Source organism: Pseudomonas sp. KBS0707 (assembly GCF_005937945.2).
Taxonomy (GTDB): Bacteria; Pseudomonadota; Gammaproteobacteria; order Pseudomonadales; family Pseudomonadaceae; genus Aquipseudomonas; species Aquipseudomonas amygdali.
On record NZ_CP041754.1, the window covers coordinates 3,133,943 to 3,153,073 of the forward strand.

General features: G+C 54.0%; 21 protein-coding genes. 5 read left to right on the top strand and 16 right to left on the bottom strand.

Annotation, left to right across the window (positions count from 1 at the left end):
• Window positions 1-94: 94 nt before the first annotated feature.
• The 3 genes from FFH21_RS14730 (at window position 95) to FFH21_RS14740 (ending at window position 3,478) form a co-directional block, all read left to right on the top strand.
• A complete protein-coding gene (locus tag FFH21_RS14730) occupies window positions 95-661 on the top strand; it encodes an NAD(P)-dependent alcohol dehydrogenase (protein ID WP_019740990.1) in 567 nt (188 codons plus the stop codon).
• Window positions 662-1,376: 715 nt separating this feature from the next.
• The gene (locus FFH21_RS14735) at window positions 1,377-2,114 is read left to right on the top strand and encodes an NUDIX domain-containing protein (protein ID WP_011168777.1); all 738 of its coding nucleotides are present in this window, start codon (window positions 1,377-1,379) and stop codon (window positions 2,112-2,114) included.
• Between the two features lie 185 nt (window positions 2,115-2,299).
• Window positions 2,300-3,478 (top strand): DUF2252 domain-containing protein, encoded by a 1,179-nt coding sequence (locus FFH21_RS14740; protein WP_019740988.1) that lies wholly within the window; start codon window positions 2,300-2,302, stop codon window positions 3,476-3,478.
• Between the two features lie 41 nt (window positions 3,479-3,519).
• Here the strand turns inward: FFH21_RS14740 and FFH21_RS14745 are convergent, their stop codons facing one another.
• Entirely contained in the window at window positions 3,520-3,960 is a 441-nt protein-coding gene (locus FFH21_RS14745; RefSeq protein ID WP_004665414.1) for a TspO/MBR family protein, read from the bottom strand.
• 186 nt (window positions 3,961-4,146) lie between these two features.
• Between FFH21_RS14745 and FFH21_RS14750 the strand changes: the two genes are divergently transcribed.
• A complete protein-coding gene (locus tag FFH21_RS14750; protein ID WP_004666928.1) occupies window positions 4,147-5,406 on the top strand; it encodes an IS256-like element ISPsy17 family transposase in 1,260 nt (419 codons plus the stop codon).
• A 100-nt stretch (window positions 5,407-5,506) separates the two neighbouring features.
• Here FFH21_RS14750 and FFH21_RS14760 read toward each other — a convergent pair whose 3' ends face one another.
• The 12 genes from FFH21_RS14760 to FFH21_RS14820 form a co-directional block, all read right to left on the bottom strand.
• Complete coding sequence (locus FFH21_RS14760) at window positions 5,507-7,102, bottom strand: gamma-glutamyltransferase family protein (RefSeq protein ID WP_011168779.1); 1,596 nt, start codon at window positions 7,100-7,102, stop codon at window positions 5,507-5,509.
• A 30-nt stretch (window positions 7,103-7,132) separates the two neighbouring features.
• The gene (locus FFH21_RS14765; RefSeq protein ID WP_011168780.1) at window positions 7,133-8,005 is read right to left on the bottom strand and encodes an ABC transporter permease; all 873 of its coding nucleotides are present in this window, start codon (window positions 8,003-8,005) and stop codon (window positions 7,133-7,135) included.
• Entirely contained in the window at window positions 8,005-8,949 is a 945-nt protein-coding gene (locus tag FFH21_RS14770; protein WP_004665418.1) for an ABC transporter permease, read from the bottom strand. Before FFH21_RS14770 ends, FFH21_RS14765 begins: the two co-directional genes overlap by 1 nt.
• A gap of 28 nt (window positions 8,950-8,977) precedes the next feature.
• Complete coding sequence (locus tag FFH21_RS14775; protein ID WP_011168781.1) at window positions 8,978-10,480, bottom strand: ABC transporter substrate-binding protein; 1,503 nt, start codon at window positions 10,478-10,480, stop codon at window positions 8,978-8,980.
• A complete protein-coding gene (locus FFH21_RS14780) occupies window positions 10,477-10,860 on the bottom strand; it encodes an oligopeptide/dipeptide ABC transporter ATP-binding protein (protein ID WP_267886316.1) in 384 nt (127 codons plus the stop codon). Before FFH21_RS14780 ends, FFH21_RS14775 begins: the two co-directional genes overlap by 4 nt.
• Window positions 10,861-10,880: 20 nt before the next feature.
• Complete coding sequence (locus FFH21_RS14785; protein WP_011168783.1) at window positions 10,881-12,197, bottom strand: zonular occludens toxin domain-containing protein; 1,317 nt, start codon at window positions 12,195-12,197, stop codon at window positions 10,881-10,883.
• A gap of 1 nt (window position 12,198) precedes the next feature.
• Window positions 12,199-12,558 (bottom strand): DUF2523 family protein, encoded by a 360-nt coding sequence (locus tag FFH21_RS14790; RefSeq protein ID WP_041924560.1) that lies wholly within the window; start codon window positions 12,556-12,558, stop codon window positions 12,199-12,201.
• A 273-nt stretch (window positions 12,559-12,831) separates the two neighbouring features.
• On the bottom strand, window positions 12,832-13,284 hold the full coding sequence (locus FFH21_RS30240) for a hypothetical protein (protein ID WP_050772266.1): 453 nt from the start codon (window positions 13,282-13,284) through the stop codon (window positions 12,832-12,834).
• A 666-nt stretch (window positions 13,285-13,950) separates the two neighbouring features.
• Window positions 13,951-14,190: a major capsid protein gene (locus tag FFH21_RS14800; protein ID WP_041924561.1), complete on the bottom strand. Its 240-nt coding sequence runs from the start codon at window positions 14,188-14,190 to the stop codon at window positions 13,951-13,953.
• Between the two features lie 262 nt (window positions 14,191-14,452).
• Window positions 14,453-14,746 carry a hypothetical protein gene (locus FFH21_RS14805; protein WP_041924562.1) on the bottom strand — a complete coding sequence of 98 codons (294 nt, stop codon included), beginning with the start codon at window positions 14,744-14,746 and terminating at the stop codon, window positions 14,453-14,455.
• 265 nt (window positions 14,747-15,011) lie between these two features.
• Complete coding sequence (locus FFH21_RS14815; protein ID WP_041924563.1) at window positions 15,012-15,248, bottom strand: hypothetical protein; 237 nt, start codon at window positions 15,246-15,248, stop codon at window positions 15,012-15,014.
• Window positions 15,245-16,375: a phage/plasmid replication protein gene (locus FFH21_RS14820; protein ID WP_011168786.1), complete on the bottom strand. Its 1,131-nt coding sequence runs from the start codon at window positions 16,373-16,375 to the stop codon at window positions 15,245-15,247. The genes FFH21_RS14815 and FFH21_RS14820 overlap by 4 nt, the downstream gene beginning before the upstream one ends.
• Before the next feature lie 129 nt (window positions 16,376-16,504).
• Between FFH21_RS14820 and FFH21_RS14825 the strand changes: the two genes are divergently transcribed.
• On the top strand, window positions 16,505-16,882 hold the full coding sequence (locus FFH21_RS14825) for a helix-turn-helix domain-containing protein (protein ID WP_116818349.1): 378 nt from the start codon (window positions 16,505-16,507) through the stop codon (window positions 16,880-16,882).
• A gap of 236 nt (window positions 16,883-17,118) precedes the next feature.
• Here FFH21_RS14825 and FFH21_RS14830 read toward each other — a convergent pair whose 3' ends face one another.
• From FFH21_RS14830 to FFH21_RS14845, 3 genes are all read right to left on the bottom strand, one after another.
• Window positions 17,119-17,412 carry a hypothetical protein gene (locus tag FFH21_RS14830; protein ID WP_041924562.1) on the bottom strand — a complete coding sequence of 98 codons (294 nt, stop codon included), beginning with the start codon at window positions 17,410-17,412 and terminating at the stop codon, window positions 17,119-17,121.
• Window positions 17,413-17,677: 265 nt separating this feature from the next.
• Window positions 17,678-17,914 (bottom strand): hypothetical protein, encoded by a 237-nt coding sequence (locus FFH21_RS14840; RefSeq protein WP_041924563.1) that lies wholly within the window; start codon window positions 17,912-17,914, stop codon window positions 17,678-17,680.
• On the bottom strand, window positions 17,911-19,041 hold the full coding sequence (locus tag FFH21_RS14845) for a phage/plasmid replication protein (protein WP_011168786.1): 1,131 nt from the start codon (window positions 19,039-19,041) through the stop codon (window positions 17,911-17,913). Before FFH21_RS14845 ends, FFH21_RS14840 begins: the two co-directional genes overlap by 4 nt.
• Between the last annotated feature and the right edge of the window lie 90 nt (window positions 19,042-19,131).

Genomic DNA, 19,131 nt, shown 5'->3' on the forward strand with positions numbered 1-19,131 from the left:
CATCGTTCGTCAAGGGGCGATGACAGTTGATCGAGCCAGACGGACTGTTGCGTGGAGCTCATTGAAAAGCGGTGCGCTAGCCTGGAACGCGCTGATGGAGGTGTGCAAAGTCAAACCGGGCGAGCTGGTCCTTTGTCTCGGAACCGGCGGGGTGGCGCTGGCCGCTTTGAAGCTCGCCAGGCTCCACGGCGCGCGCGTGGCAATTACCTCGTCAAGTGACGAAAAACTGGACATCGCCCGCCAGCTGGGCGCGGACATTACCATCAATTACCGAACACACCCTGACTGGGCTGCGCAAGTCATGGCGCTCACCAATAACACCGGTGCGGACGTCATCCTAGAAACCGGAGGCCAGGACACCCTGGGGCAATCAATCGCAGCCGCTGCCGTCAACGGACGTATCGCGGTCATTGGCGTGACCCCGGAGAAGCACTCTCCGATTCCCGATTACCTGTCCCTCATCCTGAAAAATGTAACCATCAGGGGCATTGCCAATGGTAGCCGCGCGATGTTTGTCGACCTCATACGCGCAATCGAGGCAAATGGGGTTGAAACCGTTGTTGCCAGGACGTTCAAATTCGCTGATGCCCCCCAAGCCTACGCTTATTTTGCTGCGGCAAAGCATATAGGAAAGGTATTGATCGAGTTTGAGCGCAACTGAGGGCAGGGCACAGGATCATCCGGAAAATGGCAAAAGGCTTACACGATCTGGAGTGGATCCACTCTGTACGGCGCCACGGCGAAGGAGCAATCTACACCCATCAACTGCAAGCGCAGGAAGCGCTTCACAGGTCACGGATGATCACCATTGCCGGGATGGCTACCGACAGGATGTCGGAATGGTATTGATGGAAAAAACAACCCGCTTCGGCGGGTTTTTTTATGCGCGCAAGTAATGGGCGCGCCTGCAAACGTAATCGGCGCTGGCGGCAACGGTTTTACGGATGACGTGAAGGTGAAGGGCCTATGCAGACGCATACCCAAAGGCGGAAAAGGTGTCGTGTCGGGCGGGTGATCGCAAGGCGGCGCTGACCGTCGATTGGCGGTGGTCGTCATTGGCGGGCTATCGGCATCGACCGTACTAAGCCTGTTGGTAGTGCCCGTTATTTTACTTATATCGATGATGGCCACGAGACACTAAAAAGATGGTTTCGCAGACCTCGATAAAACAGTCCTCGATAAAACAGTGTAATCCGCTATCGTCGCAGGCTCGGTGACTCGGGCTAACGCCTGATAATACCTGGCACGCCGACACGTTTTCCTACCTGGGTTCTGCTTGGCAAACCCTGCGTAGCGGTGCCCGTTTTCACGAGCATTCGCAAAGCTGCTCCCGCCTCACTACAATCCCGGCAGACAAAGCAATCCAAAGGTGTACATTGGAATTCACACGGGACAAATTCAACGGGATCATTGTCGAACCAGCTTCACTGCCAAATGACCCGCAAGCGTTGCGTGACGCTGTCGACGCGCTGGTTACCCTCATCGAAAACGAGCGCCTGGCGCTGGCATGGGTCACACTGCCTATAAGCAGTGCCCAGAGCATTCCGATCTTCACGGCTGCCGGGTTCTCCTTCCATAGCTGTCTGACCGATCGACTGACCCTGGTGCGCTGCCCATTTGAGCAGGCATTCGTCCCGTTCATACCTACCCATACTGTAGGGGCGGGTGCCATCGTGATTAACGACGCAGGGGAACTCCTTGTCGTGAAGGAGCGAGGCACCCAAGGGTTCAAGCTGCCGGGAGCGCATGTAGACAACGCCGAACGAATTCAGGATTCGATCGAGCGTGAGGTGCTGGAGGAAACCGGGATCGAATCGAAGTGCGAATCCATCGTGGCGTTTACCACCAGACATCCCTACCAATTTGGCAAATCGAATATTCACTTCATCTGCCGAATGACGGCCCTGACGCAGCGTATCAACATCCTGGACACTGCCGAAATCGAAGACGCTAGATGGGTAGCATTGCCAGCCTACCTGGCAGACGACAGCAATAGCCTGTCCAACCGGCAGTTGCTCAAAGATGTCGCGTTCAGCCGAGGTCTTGTCGCCACCGAGTACTCCGCCAACATCGGACCGCATAAAAAACAGGAGATTTTCACGACAACTGGCTGATCAACAGGCAACGCTGTCTTTAGGTGCATGGCAAAACATTCGGATTGAATGCGTTCTGGAATGTAGCGCGGGAGTCTGAGTAGGACTTGAGCACTGAATGCAGTGCTACTGATCAGATTTGAAATATCTTGAAACATTCGTGTCACATGACGAGTCAATGGAATAACCCTCTTCAAGGTTTTCCGATGAAAACGCCTCGTCCCGACACACGCCTCAAATCCCTCATCAACCTGCGCAATCTGAAAATGGCGCGGTCTGCGCACGCGTTCGTTCGAGGCAATACCGCGCAGTTCTATGAGTGGCTTCACAGTCAGTCGGGCAGGCGTCTGCCCAGCGGTCCGCCGGTCTGGATATGCGGAGACTGCCATGCCGGCAATCTGGGGCCCACTGGGGATTCGAACGGCCGCATCGACATGCATATCCGCGACCTCGATCAAGCCGTCATCGGTAATCCGGCCCATGACCTGGTGAGGCTGGGGCTGTCGTTGGCGACAGCTGCTCGTGGCTCGGATCTACCCGGAGTGACCACGGCAAGAATGCTGGAAGAGATGATGCAGGGCTACGAAGAGGCTTTTATTGGCAACGACGATGAAGAGCCGGATCGTCCTGCGCAAGTGAAAGCGGGGATGCGTAGCGCGGTACAACGCACATGGAAGCATCTGGCAAAGGAGCGTTTCGAAGGTACGCAACCGACCATTCCGCTGGGCAAACATTTCTGGCAGCTGTCACGTGCGGAACGCGATGCAATCAAGGCGCTTTGTGAGACGCCGGAGATTCATGCGTTGGTGACATCGCTAAAAGGCAGGTCACAGGATGACCGAGTGCGTTTACTCGACTCCGCCTACTGGGTAAAAGGCTGCAGCTCTCTGGGGCTGCTTCGCTACGCGGTGCTGATGGGTGTTGGCGATGAAGAAGATGAAGAGTTCTGCCTGCTCGACGTCAAGGAAGCCGTCGCCGCGGCGGCCCCACGTACTGCGAGGGCGCGCATGCCCAGAGACAATGGCAAACGGGTAGTGGAGGGCGCCCGGAACCTATCGCCCGGTCTGGGTAGCCGAATGGTTGCCGTGCGAATGCTGGATCATTCGTTCTTCATTCGTGAGCTACTTCCTCAGGACATGAAGCTGGAACTTGATGAGCTCACTGAGCAGGAGGCCATGCAGGCCGCAGCGTATCTCGCCAAAGTTGTGGGTAAAGCCCACGCCAGACAGATGGATCTGGCCACACGTGCGGCGTGGATCAGGGACCTGCAAACCAATCGATCCGATACCCTGGACGCCCCCTCCTGGCTATGGTCGAGCGTCGTTCAACTGGTCGGTAGTCACGAGCAGGGCTACCTTGAGCATTGCCGCCTTTACGCGCTGTAGCGGTTTCGCCGCAGAGCCAATAGACGGCAAAGCCGGGACGGTTATCTATTGTGGCGCAGAATGGAAAAGTTCAGCGCCGCTGCCACCGAGAGCCATACCAGATAGGGAAACAAAATCAGCCCTGTAATGATGTCCAGTCGCAAGGCCATTACGATCATTGTGGCGACAACAATCCACAGCAAAGCAAGAATCACCATCGCAGCGACAATGCGGTTCGCACCAAAAAATACCGGTGTCCACAAAGTATTCAGTGCAATCTGAGCAGCCCACAGGGCAAGCACGATCTGGCTGCCAGGGAGCAGAGTCAGGCGATACCCTGCCCAGGCGAGGAGCAGGTAGATCACGGTCCACACTACCGGAAATGCCCAGTTTGGTGGGGTGAAGCTCGGTTTCTGAAGGGATTCGTACCAGGCTCCTGGCTTGAAGATGATGCCGGTTGCTGCGGCGGCGCTGCAGGCTAGAAGGAAGATCAAAAAGGTCATGGCTTTTCCTGGGTTGAAACGCTGTAGGGCGTCAGATGAGTGGCAATCTCAAGCTTGGACGCCTGTGCGCTGGAAAGGTCCGATCTTTTGAGTGGCGAGGCGAGGCCAGCGAAGCCGATTGAAACAGTCAATGGAGACTGTCAGAAATTTTGTGTTCGGGCATAACATGTAGCTAGAGGTGCATGTATGCCGACCAAAAAGAAGTCCGCCAATGCAACAGCGAGGGAGTTGCCCTCGATTCCCCAAGAGCTGATCGAGCAGTTTGTTAAAGGCCCGATGAGCGCCGAAGCCATTCAAGACGCGTCCATGGCGTTCAAGAAGGCTCTGATCGAGCGTGCGCTAGGCGCCGAGCTGGGTCACCACCTTGGTTATCCTCAGGGCGCGGAGCGCCCTGAGGAGTCGACCAATCAGCGCAATGGCAAAAGCAGCAAGACGGTTCTGACCGACGACGGGCCGCTTCGCCTGGATATCCCCAGAGACCGCGATGGTAGCTTCGCCCCGATCCTGATTCCCAAGCACGAACGCCGTTTTACAGGCTTCGACGACAAGATAATTGCCATGTACGCCCGGGGCATGACGGTGCGTGAGATCCGCGCTTTTCTATCTGAGCAGTATGGAACTGACGTGTCCCATGACTTCATCAGCTCAGTCACCGATGCGGTCATGGAAGAGGTGGGCGCTTGGCAGCAACGACCCTTGGAACCGATGTATCCGGTGATCTTCTTCGATGCGTTACGGGTCAAAATCCGGGACGAGGGGTTAGTGTGCAACAAGGCTATTTATCTGGCGCTGGGGGTATTACCTGATGGCACGCGCGACATTCTGGGTATATGGATCGAGAGCACCGAGGGTGCCAAGTTTTGGATGAAGGTGTTCAACGACCTCAAGACTCGTGGCGTTGAAGATGTTCTGATCGCCGTCACGGATGGCCTCAAAGGAATACCGGAGGCGTTGGGGGCGGTTTTTCCTGCCACGACGCTGCAAACCTGCATCGTGCATCTGATCCGCAACAGCTTGGACTATGCCGCTTGGGATAAACGTCGGGCACTGGCCAAAGCACTCAAGCCGATCTACCAGGCGATCAATGCCGATGTGGCTGAGCAAGAGCTTAACGCCTTTGAAGCGGGCCCCTGGGGCAAGCAGTATCCGACTGTAGTTGCTGCATGGCGTCGCGCCTGGGATCGGGTTATACCGTTTTTTGTTTTTCCGGCGGGCATTCGCAAAGTGGTTTACACGACCAATGCCATCGAGAGCATCAATGCCCAGTTACGCAAGATCATCAAGACTCGAGGGCACTTCCCGACCGATGAGGCTGCGACGAAACTGATATGGCTTGGGTTGCGCAACATCACCGCCAACTGGGGTCATGCGGCACACGACTGGAAAGTGGCAATGAATCAATTTGCGATCCTGTACGGAGACCGATTTACCAGACCGAGCTGGTAAAACAAGGGCCTGCCTGACGGCAGGCCCTAACCAGCCCGAACACAAAAAAACTGATACTCCCGTCAATGCCCTGCTGCGCTGGCCGAGCCGGTACTTTTGGTCAATAAGCCGCGACCACTCCATCCTTCCTTGGATCGGTCCCGCCCACATAGCCATGCGCCGTGCGCTGGATAATCTGCGCACCGCCAAAGGCAAATACGCCGCTCGGCTCTTCGACATCGATGTCGTGACCCTTTGCACGCAGTGCGCTGACCACATCAGGGTCAAACGCACGCTCCACCGCGACTTTCAAGCCGGTTTCGATCCTCCAGCGCGGCGCATCGGCAGCGGCTTGCGGGTTTTGCTTGTAGCGCAGGATGCGCATCATCATCTGCAAGTGGCCCTGCGCCTGCATCGGGCCGCCCATCAACCCGAATGACATAAGCGGTGTACCGTCTGAGTTCATGACAAAGCCAGGGATGATGGTGTGAAACGGACGCTTGCGCGGCGCAACGTAATTGACGTGCTGCGGGTCCAGAGAAAAGCCTGCGCCACGGTTCTGCATGCTGATGCCGGTGCCGGGTACAACGACGCCCGAGCCGAAGCCCATGTAGTTGGACTGGATGAACGAGATCATCATGCCGCTTTCATCCGCCGCTGACAGGTACACCGTGCCGCCCGGTTTTGGCGAGCCATGCCCGGGATTGGCGGCCTGATCAGTGACCAGTCCCGCGCGCTCCATCAGGTAGGCCTTACTCAGTAAATCCTCTGAAGGGACGCGCATGTGCTCGCTATCGGCCACATGTTCGTCGAGGTCGGCGAGGGCCATTTTCATCGCCTCCAGCACCGGGTGAACCGTCTCAAGGCTGTCCACCGGGTGCTCGCCGACGCCCAGCGCTTCAAGCATGGTCAGGCCGGCAAGAGTAGCAATGCCCTGGCCATTTGGTGGGAGCTCGTGAACCACAGCGCCCGCGTATGGCACCGACAGCGTATCGATCCAGTCCACGGTGTGCGTCGCCAGATCGTCGAGACTCATCACGCTGCCATTGGCGTTGGCATGGGCGATAATCGCCTGTGCCAGTTCGCCGCGATAGAATGCTTCGCCTTTGGTCCGGGCGATCAGTTCCAGCGTGCGAGCGTGGTCCTTGAGCTGGATTTTTTCTCCGGCCAAGGGGGCTTTGCCACCCGGCATGAAGCATTCGGCAAAGCCCGGTTGATCCTTGAGCAGGTGCGAGCCGCGTTTCCACAGCTCGGCGATAATCGGCGTTACCTGATAACCATCGCGGGCATAGCCAATCGCCGGTTCAGCCAGGGTAGCGAAGGGCAGCTTGCCGTAACGCTCGGACAGCGCCACCCAGGCCGACACTGCCCCCGGCACGCTGACCGCAGGCCAGCCGCGTTGCGGCATCTGACTATGGCCTTCGAAATATTCAGGTGTCCAGGCTTGTGGCGCGCGGCCGGAAGCGTTCAAACCTTGCAGCGTGCTGCCGTCCCAGACGATGGCGAAGGCGTCGCTGCCAATCCCGCAACCAGTGGGCTCGACCACGGTCAGCACCATGGCTGCTGCGATAGCGGCGTCGACCGCATTACCGCCACGGCGCAGCATGTCCAGCCCGGCCTGAGCGGCCAATGGCTGAGAGCAGGCGACCATGTTGTTGCCCATTACCGGCGAGCGCGCCGAAGCGTAAGGTTGGCTGTAATCCAGATCATCGAACATAAGCGTTTCTCTTGGCAGAAGACGAAAGGTTTAGCCCTTGGGGTCCAGCGCATCGCGCAGGCCGTCACCCAGCAGGTTGAAACACAGGACCGTGATGTAAATCGCCACACCTGGCGCGATCGACATCCACGGAGCCTGCTCCATGAAATTCTTCGCTGTATTGAGCATCGAGCCCCACGATGGCGAAGGCGGTTGCTGGCCCAGGCCAAGGAACGACAGGCTGGCTTCGGCCAGAATTGCCGAGGCGATGGTCAGCGTTGCCTGTACCACCAGCGGCGACATCACGTTGGGCAGCACGTAACGCAGGATGATCCAGCGATCCGGCAGACCGATGGCGCGGGCACCTTCCAGATAATCCTCGTGCTTGATCGACAGCACCTGGCCGCGGGTCAGGCGGGCAAAGATCGGCATGGCGGACAGGCCGATGGCAATCATCGCGTTGGTCAGGCTTGGGCCGAGAAAGGCGCCCAAAGCGATGGCCAGCACCAGAAACGGACAGGACAACAGTGCTTCCATGACCTGTGAAATAAGCATGTCCAGCTTGCCACCAAAGTACCCGGCCAGCAGGCCCAGCGGCACGCCGATGAGCATGGCGATGGCTACCGATACGCCACCGGCCAGCAGCGAGCTCCGAGCGCCATACAGCAAGCGTGAAAACAGATCGCGACCCAGTTCGTCGGTACCCAGCCAATAGATCAGCGAGGGGGCTTTGCGTACGGCGAGAAAGTTGGCCTTTAGCGGATCATGGGGCGCAATCCAGGGCACCAGAACGGCCGCGAGGACAAACAGCAACAACACTGCCGCGCCAATCACTGCGCCTTTGTTGGCCAGGAATTTTTTCAGAAAAGGCGAGCGACTGCGGGGCAGGATCGCGCTGTGCGACAGTCTGGCGATAGCGGTCATCAGGCAGTCCTCAGGCGTGGGTTGATCAGGCGATAAAGCACGTCGGCCAGCAGGTTCAAGATCAGGAAGCCAATCGCGACACACAACACCACGCCTTGCACCACGGCATAGTCACGGTTGAATACGGCGTCGACAATCATCTTGCCGAACCCCGGAATGCTGAATACCTGCTCGGTCAGCACCGCACCGCCGAGCAACTCGCCGAACAGCAATGTCGTGAGGGTGATGATCGGCATCAATGCGTTGCGCAACGCATGCTTGAGAATCACCGTGCGCGGGAACAGTCCTTTGGCACGAGCGGTGCGGACGTAGTCAGTGCGCAATACTTCCAGCATGGCGCTGCGGGTGTGACGCATGAGAATCCCCGACAGCCCGGCACCCAGTACGAAGGCTGGCAGAATCAAGGTCTTCAGGTTTTGCCCGAAATCCTCGCCCATAGGCACGAAGCCGGAGGCGGGCAGCCACTGCAGTTTCACTGCAAAGATCATGATCAGCAGAATGCCCAGCCAGAAGTGCGGAATGGAAATACCCGACAGCGCCACCACGTTGGCGCCGTAATCCACGGCGGTGCCTTTGCGCACCGCCGAAATGATCCCGGTTGGAATGCCGATCAACAGCGCAATCAGCAGGGCCAGCACGGCCAGTTCGATAGTCACCGGCAGTTTCGACGCCAGCAGCGTGGTCACCGGTTGCTCGGTGCGCAGCGATGTGCCCAGGTCGCCGGTCAATACGCTGCCGACCCAGTTGAGGTACTGCAACGGGATCGGGTCATCGAGCCGGTACTTGTCGCGCAGGTATTCCATGACCGCCGGATCGCGTTCTTCCCCGGCCATGGCCAGCACCGGGTCACCCGGCAGCAGCTTCTGCAGGGTGAAGACGAACAGCGAAACCAGAATCAGCGTCGGTATCGAGCTGAGCAGGCGTCGCAGGATGAACATCAGCATACCGGAACCTCGCAGGTGCGCCCGTCAGTCATGGCTTGAACGCGACATTGGCCAGACGAATCAGACCGTCCGGGTTAGGGACGAAACCGGTCACGTTGTTACGCATGGCAATGATTCGCGGGTCGAAATACAGGTAGGCGGTCGGTACTTCATCGGCCAACAAACGCAGCGCTTCGTTGTAAAGCGCCTGGCGTTGTGCAACGTCGTTGACCGTGCGCGCCTTGTTCAACAGCTCGTCGAGCTTGGCGTTGCAGTATTTGCCGTCGTTCTGGCCACCCTTGCAGGTCACGAACTGATGGATATCGCCATCCGGATCAGGGCGGCCCGACCAGGCGCTCATGCCGATCTGGAAATTGCCGCTCGCCTGTTCGCTGAGCATCGTCGCGTATTCAGTGGCAATCAGGTTGACCTTGAAGCCCGCTTCTTCAGCCATGGCCTGAATGATCTGCCCGACCTGTTGCGCGATAGGGTTGTTGGCCACTTTCAGGTCAACCGCCAACGGCAGTTTCACACCGGCCTGCGCCAGCAGCGCCTTGCTTTTCTCGACATCGCGGGCCGGGATCGGCAGGTCCTTGTCGTAATACGGGCTGTTTTTCGGAAACGGCTGAGCGCTAGGGGCGTACAGCCCCTCAAACACCACCTGGTTAATGGCATCGCGGTCGATAGACAGCTCAAATGCCTTGCGTACGCGCTTGTCCTTGCCGATCGGCGAGTTGGCTTTTTCCCCGTTGCCGATGTTGAACATCAGTTGCATGTAGCCCAGGCCGGGTGTGTTGTAGATCGCCAGCTTGCTGTCACCCTTGACCGTTTTCACATCGGTTGGTGCAACACGCTCGATGATGTCTAGGTCGCCGGAGCGCAGGTTGGCCAGGCGCACCGAGGTATCCGGAATCGGCAGGAACACCACTTTGTCGAAGTGATACGCCTGTTTATTCCAGTACTTGTCAAAACGCTCCAGCACGATTCGATCCTGCTGCACGCGCTGCACGAATTTGTAAGGGCCGGAGCAGACCGGGTTGGAGGCGAATTCGCCTTGCGCAGCTTTCGGCGCGAGCATCATTCCGGCGCGGTCCGAGAGTTGCGAAACCAGCGTGGCATCGGCCTGCTTGAGCTTGATGGCGACGGTTTTTGCGTCTATCACCTCGACGCTGTCCACCGAGGCCAGCTCGCTTTTGCGCAGCGAGTCGGGGAGGGTGCGGGCTCGGTCGAGGTTGAACTTCACCGAGGCGGCATCAAAAGGTTCGCCATCGTGGTACGTCACGCCTTCGCGCAACGTCATGGTCAGGGTTTTACCGTCTTCGCTCCAGTTCCAGGCGGTGGCCAGTTGCGGCGAGTAGGTCAGGTCCGGGTTGACGTCCACCAGTTTGTCGCACAGCGCGGTGTAGACCAGGCGGCCGGAGTAGGTGCGCGAACGATGCGGATCAAGCACGTCGGGATCGTCCTGAATGCCGATGCGCAACGTCGATTCGGCAAAGGCAGCGTTGGCGGCCAGCAATAACAATGTTCCTGTCACGACGCGTGCGATTTTCATGGCTGGCTCTCCACTGCAAGGGATTGATGATGCTTGAACAGATTCAGGCGCTGGGTGTAGGCAGCGCTGGGTGTCGGAAGGATCAGCGTGGCGCTGCCTGCGTTGGCGATTTCACGCCAGAAGTGGCAAGCCACCTGACGTTCGGCCTCGACTGTTTCCATCACCGGCACAGCTTCCTTGCACAGCGCACGGGCATGCGGGCATCGGGTATGAAAACGGCAGCCCGAAGGCGGGCGGCTGGGGCTGGGCATATCGCCGCCGAGCAAGGGACGCGGCTGGCGCAGGTCCGGGTGGCTGACTGGCACAGCGGCCATCAACGCCTGGGTGTAAGGGTGATACAATTTAACATAATATACATTATGCGTACCTATGGAATTCACCTCGGGCATCGTTGCGCTGATCAATTGATCGTGCGCGGCGTGCGGCTGCTGTCAGCAACCACGGTGAAGCTGGCGCCTTTCGAGGCTGGCGTTTGTACACCTGGGGTTGATGTCGACGAATGAGCAGATGAAGGATTCGGTCCAGCGGCGGCGGCTCGTCGCTCTGCACCGAGCCACTTCTCGCCACCGCCGCTGGACGATGAACCAAGACAAACAACGGTACGCTGCTCACCAAGGTAATACAGTTCAGCCACGCAGCCGCCATGTGGAAAAATGGCATAACCGGCAGCGAGCATGTCACGGGTGGTTTGAGTGAAAGAACGGTCGCCTTTGGATAGCTCAAAAACGAATATAGTGCCGCGAGTCTCACTAGTGATACTTCCCTTAATGACTATCTCATAAGTTCCAAAAGGATCGGAAGTTACGCTAGGAAGTGGCACAACTTGCTTATTAGGTAAAATATCAGGAGCCACGTTAGGAGCTTTAGCAGGACCTTGAGGAACAGGAGCTTGAGAAACCGGCGCAACGGGCTTAGGAGTTCCCACAGAGAGCGGATTGCTAAAAGCATTAGCCCCGTTACGCCAGTAAATAGTGCCGAAAATAGCAACCAATACTCCGAGGAGAATAACAACGCGAGGCGATGCGAGCGCGTTTTTGCCCGCCATGGTGTCTCGATGTTGACCGGTTGCTGTTGAGTCGTAGAGCTGGAAGACTCGTTTGTCAATTTTTCTGAGTGCAACGATGTTTGATCCATCGGTAGGTGCCCTATTCTCTTGAGCTGAATGCATAGCCTCCTTGTAGTCTTTGGCGACAAGGAACTTAAGCCATTTACCGAGCAGCATCAGGTTAGAGTGCTGATAAGCGGCCTCAGAAGTCTGACGAATATCGGTATGAACATACTTGATATTCGGGGTAGTAAGAATAATGTCCCAGTTCCAGTGACGATGACGTGTCCAGGCATCGAGAAAGTTCATGGGACGGTCAGCAGCCTTGGCTGCATCCATACCTTCCGGGTAGTCGTAGCGCTCAACCCATTTGTCTGTCCACTTTTGAGGGAACAAGGTTTGGGCCTCATCGAAGATCATAAAGGCGTTTCGAGGCACCCAATGGAACCAAGTTCTAATTCGCTCCATACCTTCTTGGGACTCGTGATCGATGTATAGAAGATCAAAAGTATCAGGAAGATCAGGAAACAAGCTGTGGAACTTTTCACTAGACATACCCCGTATATTTGTGACGATCAATCGTCCAGCTTTGGCAGCAGGAACAGCGTCATCCCAGACAGCACCGGACGTTTTATATGATCCATTGGGACCGTGATGAATTTTGATAGCCATGTTAATTGGCTCCGGGAATAAACTTCATTGCCCAGCGAGCTGGGATAGCGGAAAAGATCATAGTCAGGCCTTGAGGTATCTTGAAAAACGCAAGTGTGGATTGGATATCGCCGGGAATACTTCCCCATGCGGACTTTACAAGCGCAACCACCCCGCTCTCTTCTGATATCTCTTTAACGACAGTGTATGCAATGTCAAGCATGATAACTTTGAACTGCAAGTACGAGTAGATAAGCGCTTTCGTTATGATAACGAGAGCATCCTTGAAGAACTGATAAATACCACTGGCCATGAAGTCCCAGATGTACTGGAAGAAAGTATTAACACTATCAAGCCATGCAGCCAACCAAGAGAAATCCATAAATCACCTATGCAAAGACAATAAATAGGGCGATAACAGCGCACATAAATAGAACTGCTTGGGCTATCCAGTCGAGAGAGCCCGAGTATTTATCAAGACAGAAACTTATACTTTTGCCGTAAACGGTAACGGGCGGTGGGCAGTAAAGACTTCCACCACCACCAAGGGAAAGATCACCAATAGGTGAAAATACACTTTTAAGCTTGTCTAAGCCGTCCTTAATCTCATCTTTAGAATCGTCGATTTTCTTCTGCCATTTTTCATCCTCACCATCTAACGAACCTTGCTCGGGGGCTTTAAGCTTGGTTGTCGAGGGGCCATCACCTTCACCACAGTCGGACGTACAAGTTCCATTACCACCGCTGCCAGTGCCAGTGCCAGAGCCGCTACCAGTACCAGAACCAGACCCAGAACCGCTACCTGATCCAGAACCGGTACCACTACCAGAGCCTGAACCAGTGCCAGAACCAGAACCACTACCTGAGCCTGAACCAGAACCGCTGCCAGAGCCTGAGCCTGAGCCAGTACCAGAGCCGGAACCCGAACCAGACCCAGAACCGTTACCAGTACCTGTACCACCGCCTGAGCCGGTATCAGAGCCGGAACCAGTACCCGTGCCAGTGCCCGAATCTGATCCAGATTCAGTGCCAGGCATAGGAGTAGTGCCAGTATTACCGCCAGAGCCACTGCCGGAATCGGCGGATGGATCAGGAGCCGGAGCTTCATAAGGATCACCTGTAATAGTTACATCAGCAGTACAGATAAAACCTGCACCAGAGCGAGAGGGAAGGCAAATAGCTACGCCAGGAATGGATGTAGCGCAACCACCGATATCAGGTGGATGGGGAGTGTCACTAGATTGCTTCCAAGGGTAGGACTTTGAGACAGCGCCTTTGGCATCAATACACTTCTGACTAGTTGATTTGCATTCACCAGTAGATTCGGAGAACTCAGTTCCTTTAGGGCAAGAGTCGCCCGTTGAAGAAACAAAAGTGCCGGGATAGCCTGTACCACCATCAGAATAAACAACAGTGCCGTTACATTGATAGGAGGGAAAGCCGTTTTGATAACCGTTAAAATATACACCATCAACTGACTTAGAAGAGAAGCTACCGGGATATGAACTTATAAAGGCTTGACAAGCTGAATAAGCGCTAGAGTAAGGAAAACCTGAACCTAAACCATAAGCGCGAGTTTCAGCGTGAGAAGAAAATGATAAAAAAAACAAAGGAAGAAAGATAATATAAATAAGAGAGCGCATGGTAAATCCATTGTAAAAAAAGCCCTCAATAGTTTGAGGGCTGAAGTTCATAGATATTCAGCGCACCGGATACCTGAAACCAGTGCGCTGGCCATAAGAACACCGACCAGCGCAGACCAGATCAAGGTTGGTTAGACCTTACGGACGAGTGCGATGATGACACCGACAACAGCCAGGGCGCAGACAACGGCAACAACGGAGCCGCCGACGCTCTCACCGCCAGTCTGAGCAACTGCAAGGGCTGCCTGAGCATCAGTAACGGCGTCAGCGAAAGCTGCTGTGCCAGCGAGGGCAACAACAGCACCGGTGATGCCAACAACGGAGCGGCGGAACGAAGGTACGGAACGGAACTTCTGGATTGCTTGTTTCATTGTGTTAACTCCTGCGGATTTTCCGCACTTGGGAAATGATGATTCCAGCTGCAAAACCTACTACGAACAAACCGATTGTTCCCCAGAAAAACTGGAGGTATATCTCGGTGTCAAACCCACCGGTAATAAGCAGTTCTAACTGAGCCTGCTGTTCAGGTGATACAACATAAGTTTCCGACCAAGTCTGAGAGTCGCACGAAGTCACACCCTCTGACGAAGTGGAAAAGCGACTGCATACTAAAACTGACTGGGTCGGCACTTATTAACCCGCCTTATTCATTGCAGCAGAAAGAGGCGGAATATTCTTACGGCGACCTTGACGAGGATCACAGGTGAACTCAAGACGGCCATCACGAACATCGGCAATGACATCGCACTCATAAGTACCGGGCTGAGGAACTTCGGACGGAGTGGAGGCATAGAAGTCAGTCTTCTGAGGATAAGGAATATGTGGCAAGTGAACGAATGCCTGAAACATCGTGTACGGTTTTTGAGACTTGGCAGCAACGCCAGAACGCTGAATGCCTGTTACTTCGATAAGCAATGTCATGGACATGGTAAAGCCCCTTACAGTGTAGGCAGCCGAGAACTTAGGCTCGGGTTGCGATATGCCCAGCTGGGCGGAATAAGATTTGGTGCACGGCGAAACGTGAGGAACTGACGCTTAGCTATTTGAGACTTAACCTGCTCAGTTGATGCAGCCTGTAGAAACAGACGCATAAGCGAATTGACGAAAGCAGTGTCATCAGCGTTGCCAGAGTTAAAATTATCAAGCTCAGACTCCACGGCATAACGAAGTTGTTGATATGAGAACTTGTCCATTAGTAACCCATCCATTCAGCTACAGAAATAGTGCCTTGCCAGCTTGACTCACGATCATGAAACCAAATCTTTTCAGGTTTAACGCCCTGTTCTTTCCGAACTTCAATTACAGCAAGTGTTTCTGCTACTTGCTGGGTCAAAACAGGGTTCATGAACGCACGAACGTGACGCTGCTGTTCAAGCATGCGACGTTGTCCAGGTGAAAGCTGAATGCCTTGAAGGCTTACAGTCTTCATGCTGCAACCTGTTGAAGGTGATTTGGTCGCTGATACCATGTAGGAATAGCAAGAGAAGACTTTGTTACTTCACGACACTGACGAACAAAGACAGGCGCAAAACGGGATGTATCAGGAGCATTGCGAATATTGATGCCTATGCGATTGAGTTTCGCGGCGTGAGTGTTAACTTGTTTCTTGGAGAAATCAAGGTTAGCACCAGTCATCCACTCAAGAGCATAACTAGCGGTTGTGCGGGCAGAACGAAGATTATCGCAAATGCCCTCAGCAACAAGCTGCCCACTAATACTAACAATATCCATAGCCGTCACCTTTAGACGCTCGTCAATTTTTAAAAACTCACAATGGAGTTCGGCAAAACGCCTTTCATCAAATAAACCCCAGTAACATAGGGCCTCTCGCTGGAGGAATTCACTTTTAAGTTCTTGCTCCATTCGAACAACACCAAACTCAAAGCAGTAGTTGCGTACACGAAGAACATAAGCATATTCAGGCGAAGTTTCCCCATATAGACGCTTGATCTTAGGGAGAATGTTTTGATCCATCTCAAAAGCTTTGTCGTAAGCCTTTCGATATTGAAGACGACCACCCTGGCCGTTGCCCTTGGGAGTCCAAGAGACTGTGCGGCCGTTAGGGTAAAGAAAACCAATAGAATGACCAATACGCTGGCTAGATACGCCTCGCAAGTAAGCAAGAACATTACCCTCGCCGAGAGAAACATTAGTCGTTAAATCGATTCGTTCAATCTTGGCCCCATCGGCGACGCGATCACCAGATTTAGAGCCTGACGCTCCCTGACGGATATCAACGCGAGTGCAACGGGTGAAAGGCGGAAGCCCGTATTCGCGCAGTAACGAATTGTAAACAGAGATACATTGTTCAACTGAGGTGAAACCAAAGAGATTATCAAGGCGACCTACTCTGCTGGGGTTGCCCTCAACACGAACTTTTCGACCCTGAACATGAATCGTTACGGATGTCGAATGGCTGGCCTTGTGCTTAAAGCGAGGCTGGCGAGTGCTGAGGACTTCGTTAGTGTTGGCATCGATAGTGAGCGTGAAAACGTCACAGACGACCCGCAGATCGTGGTCGTGCTCCTGTGAAACTGTCAGCCAGTCGATGATCATCACAAATCCTGTCAATACCGAAATCTTGTGATAAAGGCTACGATATCTCGGATTATGGAGTCAAACGATATTTCGGTAGTCCAACACTCCTATTCCGATACTGGATGGGCAGACAGGAGATAGATTCACATGGGAAATTACGACATGTCAGGCATACCAATGAGCATCGGCGAAAATCTGAAAGCAAAGCGAGAGACCGCAGGGCTATCGCAAAAAGCCTTGGCGGGTCTGATAGATACAGCGGTTAATACGTACATAGGGTGGGAACACGACAAAAATCCGCCGCCAGCAGACAAGGTTGCAGCAATAGCAAGGTGCCTAGGATGCTCAACTGATGAACTGATATTTGAGAGGTCAGAACGCAGTGTTTCAGAAGATATGAGAGCTCTTTTCCGACGGATGGAGCAGCTACCTGAGAACATGCAAAGCCAGGCACGCGCGGTGATAAGAGGTCTGGTTCTGAGCCTCGAGGAAGAAGCAGCAAGGCAGGAAAACGATGTGGCGTAGGATCGGAAATTGTGGAAAACCACAATAAAGTGGGGGTGTAACAAACCGATTGTTCCCCAGAAAAACTGGAGGTATATCTCGGTGTCAAACCCACCGGTAATAAGCAGTTCTAACTGAGCCTGCTGTTCAGGTGATACAACATAAGTTTCCGACCAAGTCTGAGAGTCGCACGAAGTCACACCCTCTGACGAAGTGGAAAAGCGACTGCATACTAAAACTGACTGGGTCGGCACTTATTAACCCGCCTTATTCATTGCAGCAGAAAGAGGCGGAATATTCTTACGGCGACCTTGACGAGGATCACAGGTGAACTCAAGACGGCCATCACGAACATCGGCAATGACATCGCACTCATAAGTACCGGGCTGAGGAACTTCGGACGGAGTGGAGGCATAGAAGTCAGTCTTCTGAGGATAAGGAATATGTGGCAAGTGAACGAATGCCTGAAACATCGTGTACGGTTTTTGAGACTTGGCAGCAACGCCAGAACGCTGAATGCCTGTTACTTCGATAAGCAATGTCATGGACATGGTAAAGCCCCTTACAGTGTAGGCAGCCGAGAACTTAGGCTCGGGTTGCGATATGCCCAGCTGGGCGGAATAAGATTTGGTGCACGGCGAAACGTGAGGAACTGACGCTTAGCTATTTGAGACTTAACCTGCTCAGTTGATGCAGCCTGTAGAAACAGACGCATAAGCGAATTGACGAAAGCAGTGTCATCAGCGTTGCCAGAGTTAAAATTATCAAGCTCAGACTCCACGGCATAACGAAGTTGTTGATATGAGAACTTGTCCATTAGTAACCCATCCATTCAGCTACAGAAATAGTGCCTTGCCAGCTTGACTCACGATCATGAAACCAAATCTTTTCAGGTTTAACGCCCTGTTCTTTCCGAACTTCAATTACAGCAAGTGTTTCTGCTACTTGCTGGGTCAAAACAGGGTTCATGAACGCACGAACGTGACGCTGCTGTTCAAGCATGCGACGTTGTCCAGGTGAAAGCTGAATGCCTTGAAGGCTTACAGTCTTCATGCTGCAACCTGTTGAAGGTGATTTGGTCGCTGATACCATGTAGGAATAGCAAGAGAAGACTTTGTTACTTCACGACACTGACGAACAAAGACAGGCGCAAAACGGGATGTATCAGGAGCATTGCGAATATTGATGCCTATGCGATTGAGTTTCGCGGCGTGAGTGTTAACTTGTTTCTTGGAGAAATCAAGGTTAGCACCAGTCATCCACTCAAGAGCATAACTAGCGGTTGTGCGGGCAGAACGAAGATTATCGCAAATGCCCTCAGCAACAAGCTGCCCACTAATACTAACAATATCCATAGCCGTCACCTTTAGACGCTCGTCAATTTTTAAAAACTCACAATGGAGTTCGGCAAAACGCCTTTCATCAAATAAACCCCAGTAACATAGGGCCTCTCGCTGGAGGAATTCACTTTTAAGTTCTTGCTCCATTCGAACAACACCAAACTCAAAGCAGTAGTTGCGTACACGAAGAACATAAGCATATTCAGGCGAAGTTTCCCCATATAGACGCTTGATCTTAGGGAGAATGTTTTGATCCATCTCAAAAGCTTTGTCGTAAGCCTTTCGATATTGAAGACGACCACCCTGGCCGTTGCCCTTGGGAGTCCAAGAGACTGTGCGGCCGTTAGGGTAAAGAAAACCAATAGAATGACCAATACGCTGGCTAGATACGCCTCGCAAGTAAGCAAGAACATTACCCTCGCCGAGAGAAACATTAGTCGTTAAATCGATTCGTTCAATCTTGGCCCCATCGGCGACGCGATCACCAGATTTAGAGCCTGACGCTCCCTGACGGATATCAACGCGAGTGCAACGGGTGAAAGGCGGAAGCCCGTATTCGCGCAGTAACGAATTGTAAACAGAGATACATTGTTCAACTGAGGTGAAACCAAAGAGATTATCAAGGCGACCTACTCTGCTGGGGTTGCCCTCAACACGAACTTTTCGACCCTGAACATGAATCGTTACGGATGTCGAATGGCTGGCCTTGTGCTTAAAGCGAGGCTGGCGAGTGCTGAGGACTTCGTTAGTGTTGGCATCGATAGTGAGCGTGAAAACGTCACAGACGACCCGCAGATCGTGGTCGTGCTCCTGTGAAACTGTCAGCCAGTCGATGATCATCACAAATCCTGTCAATACCGAAATCTTGTGATAAAGGCTACGATATCTCGGATTATGGAGTCAAACGATATTTCGGTAGTCCAACACTCC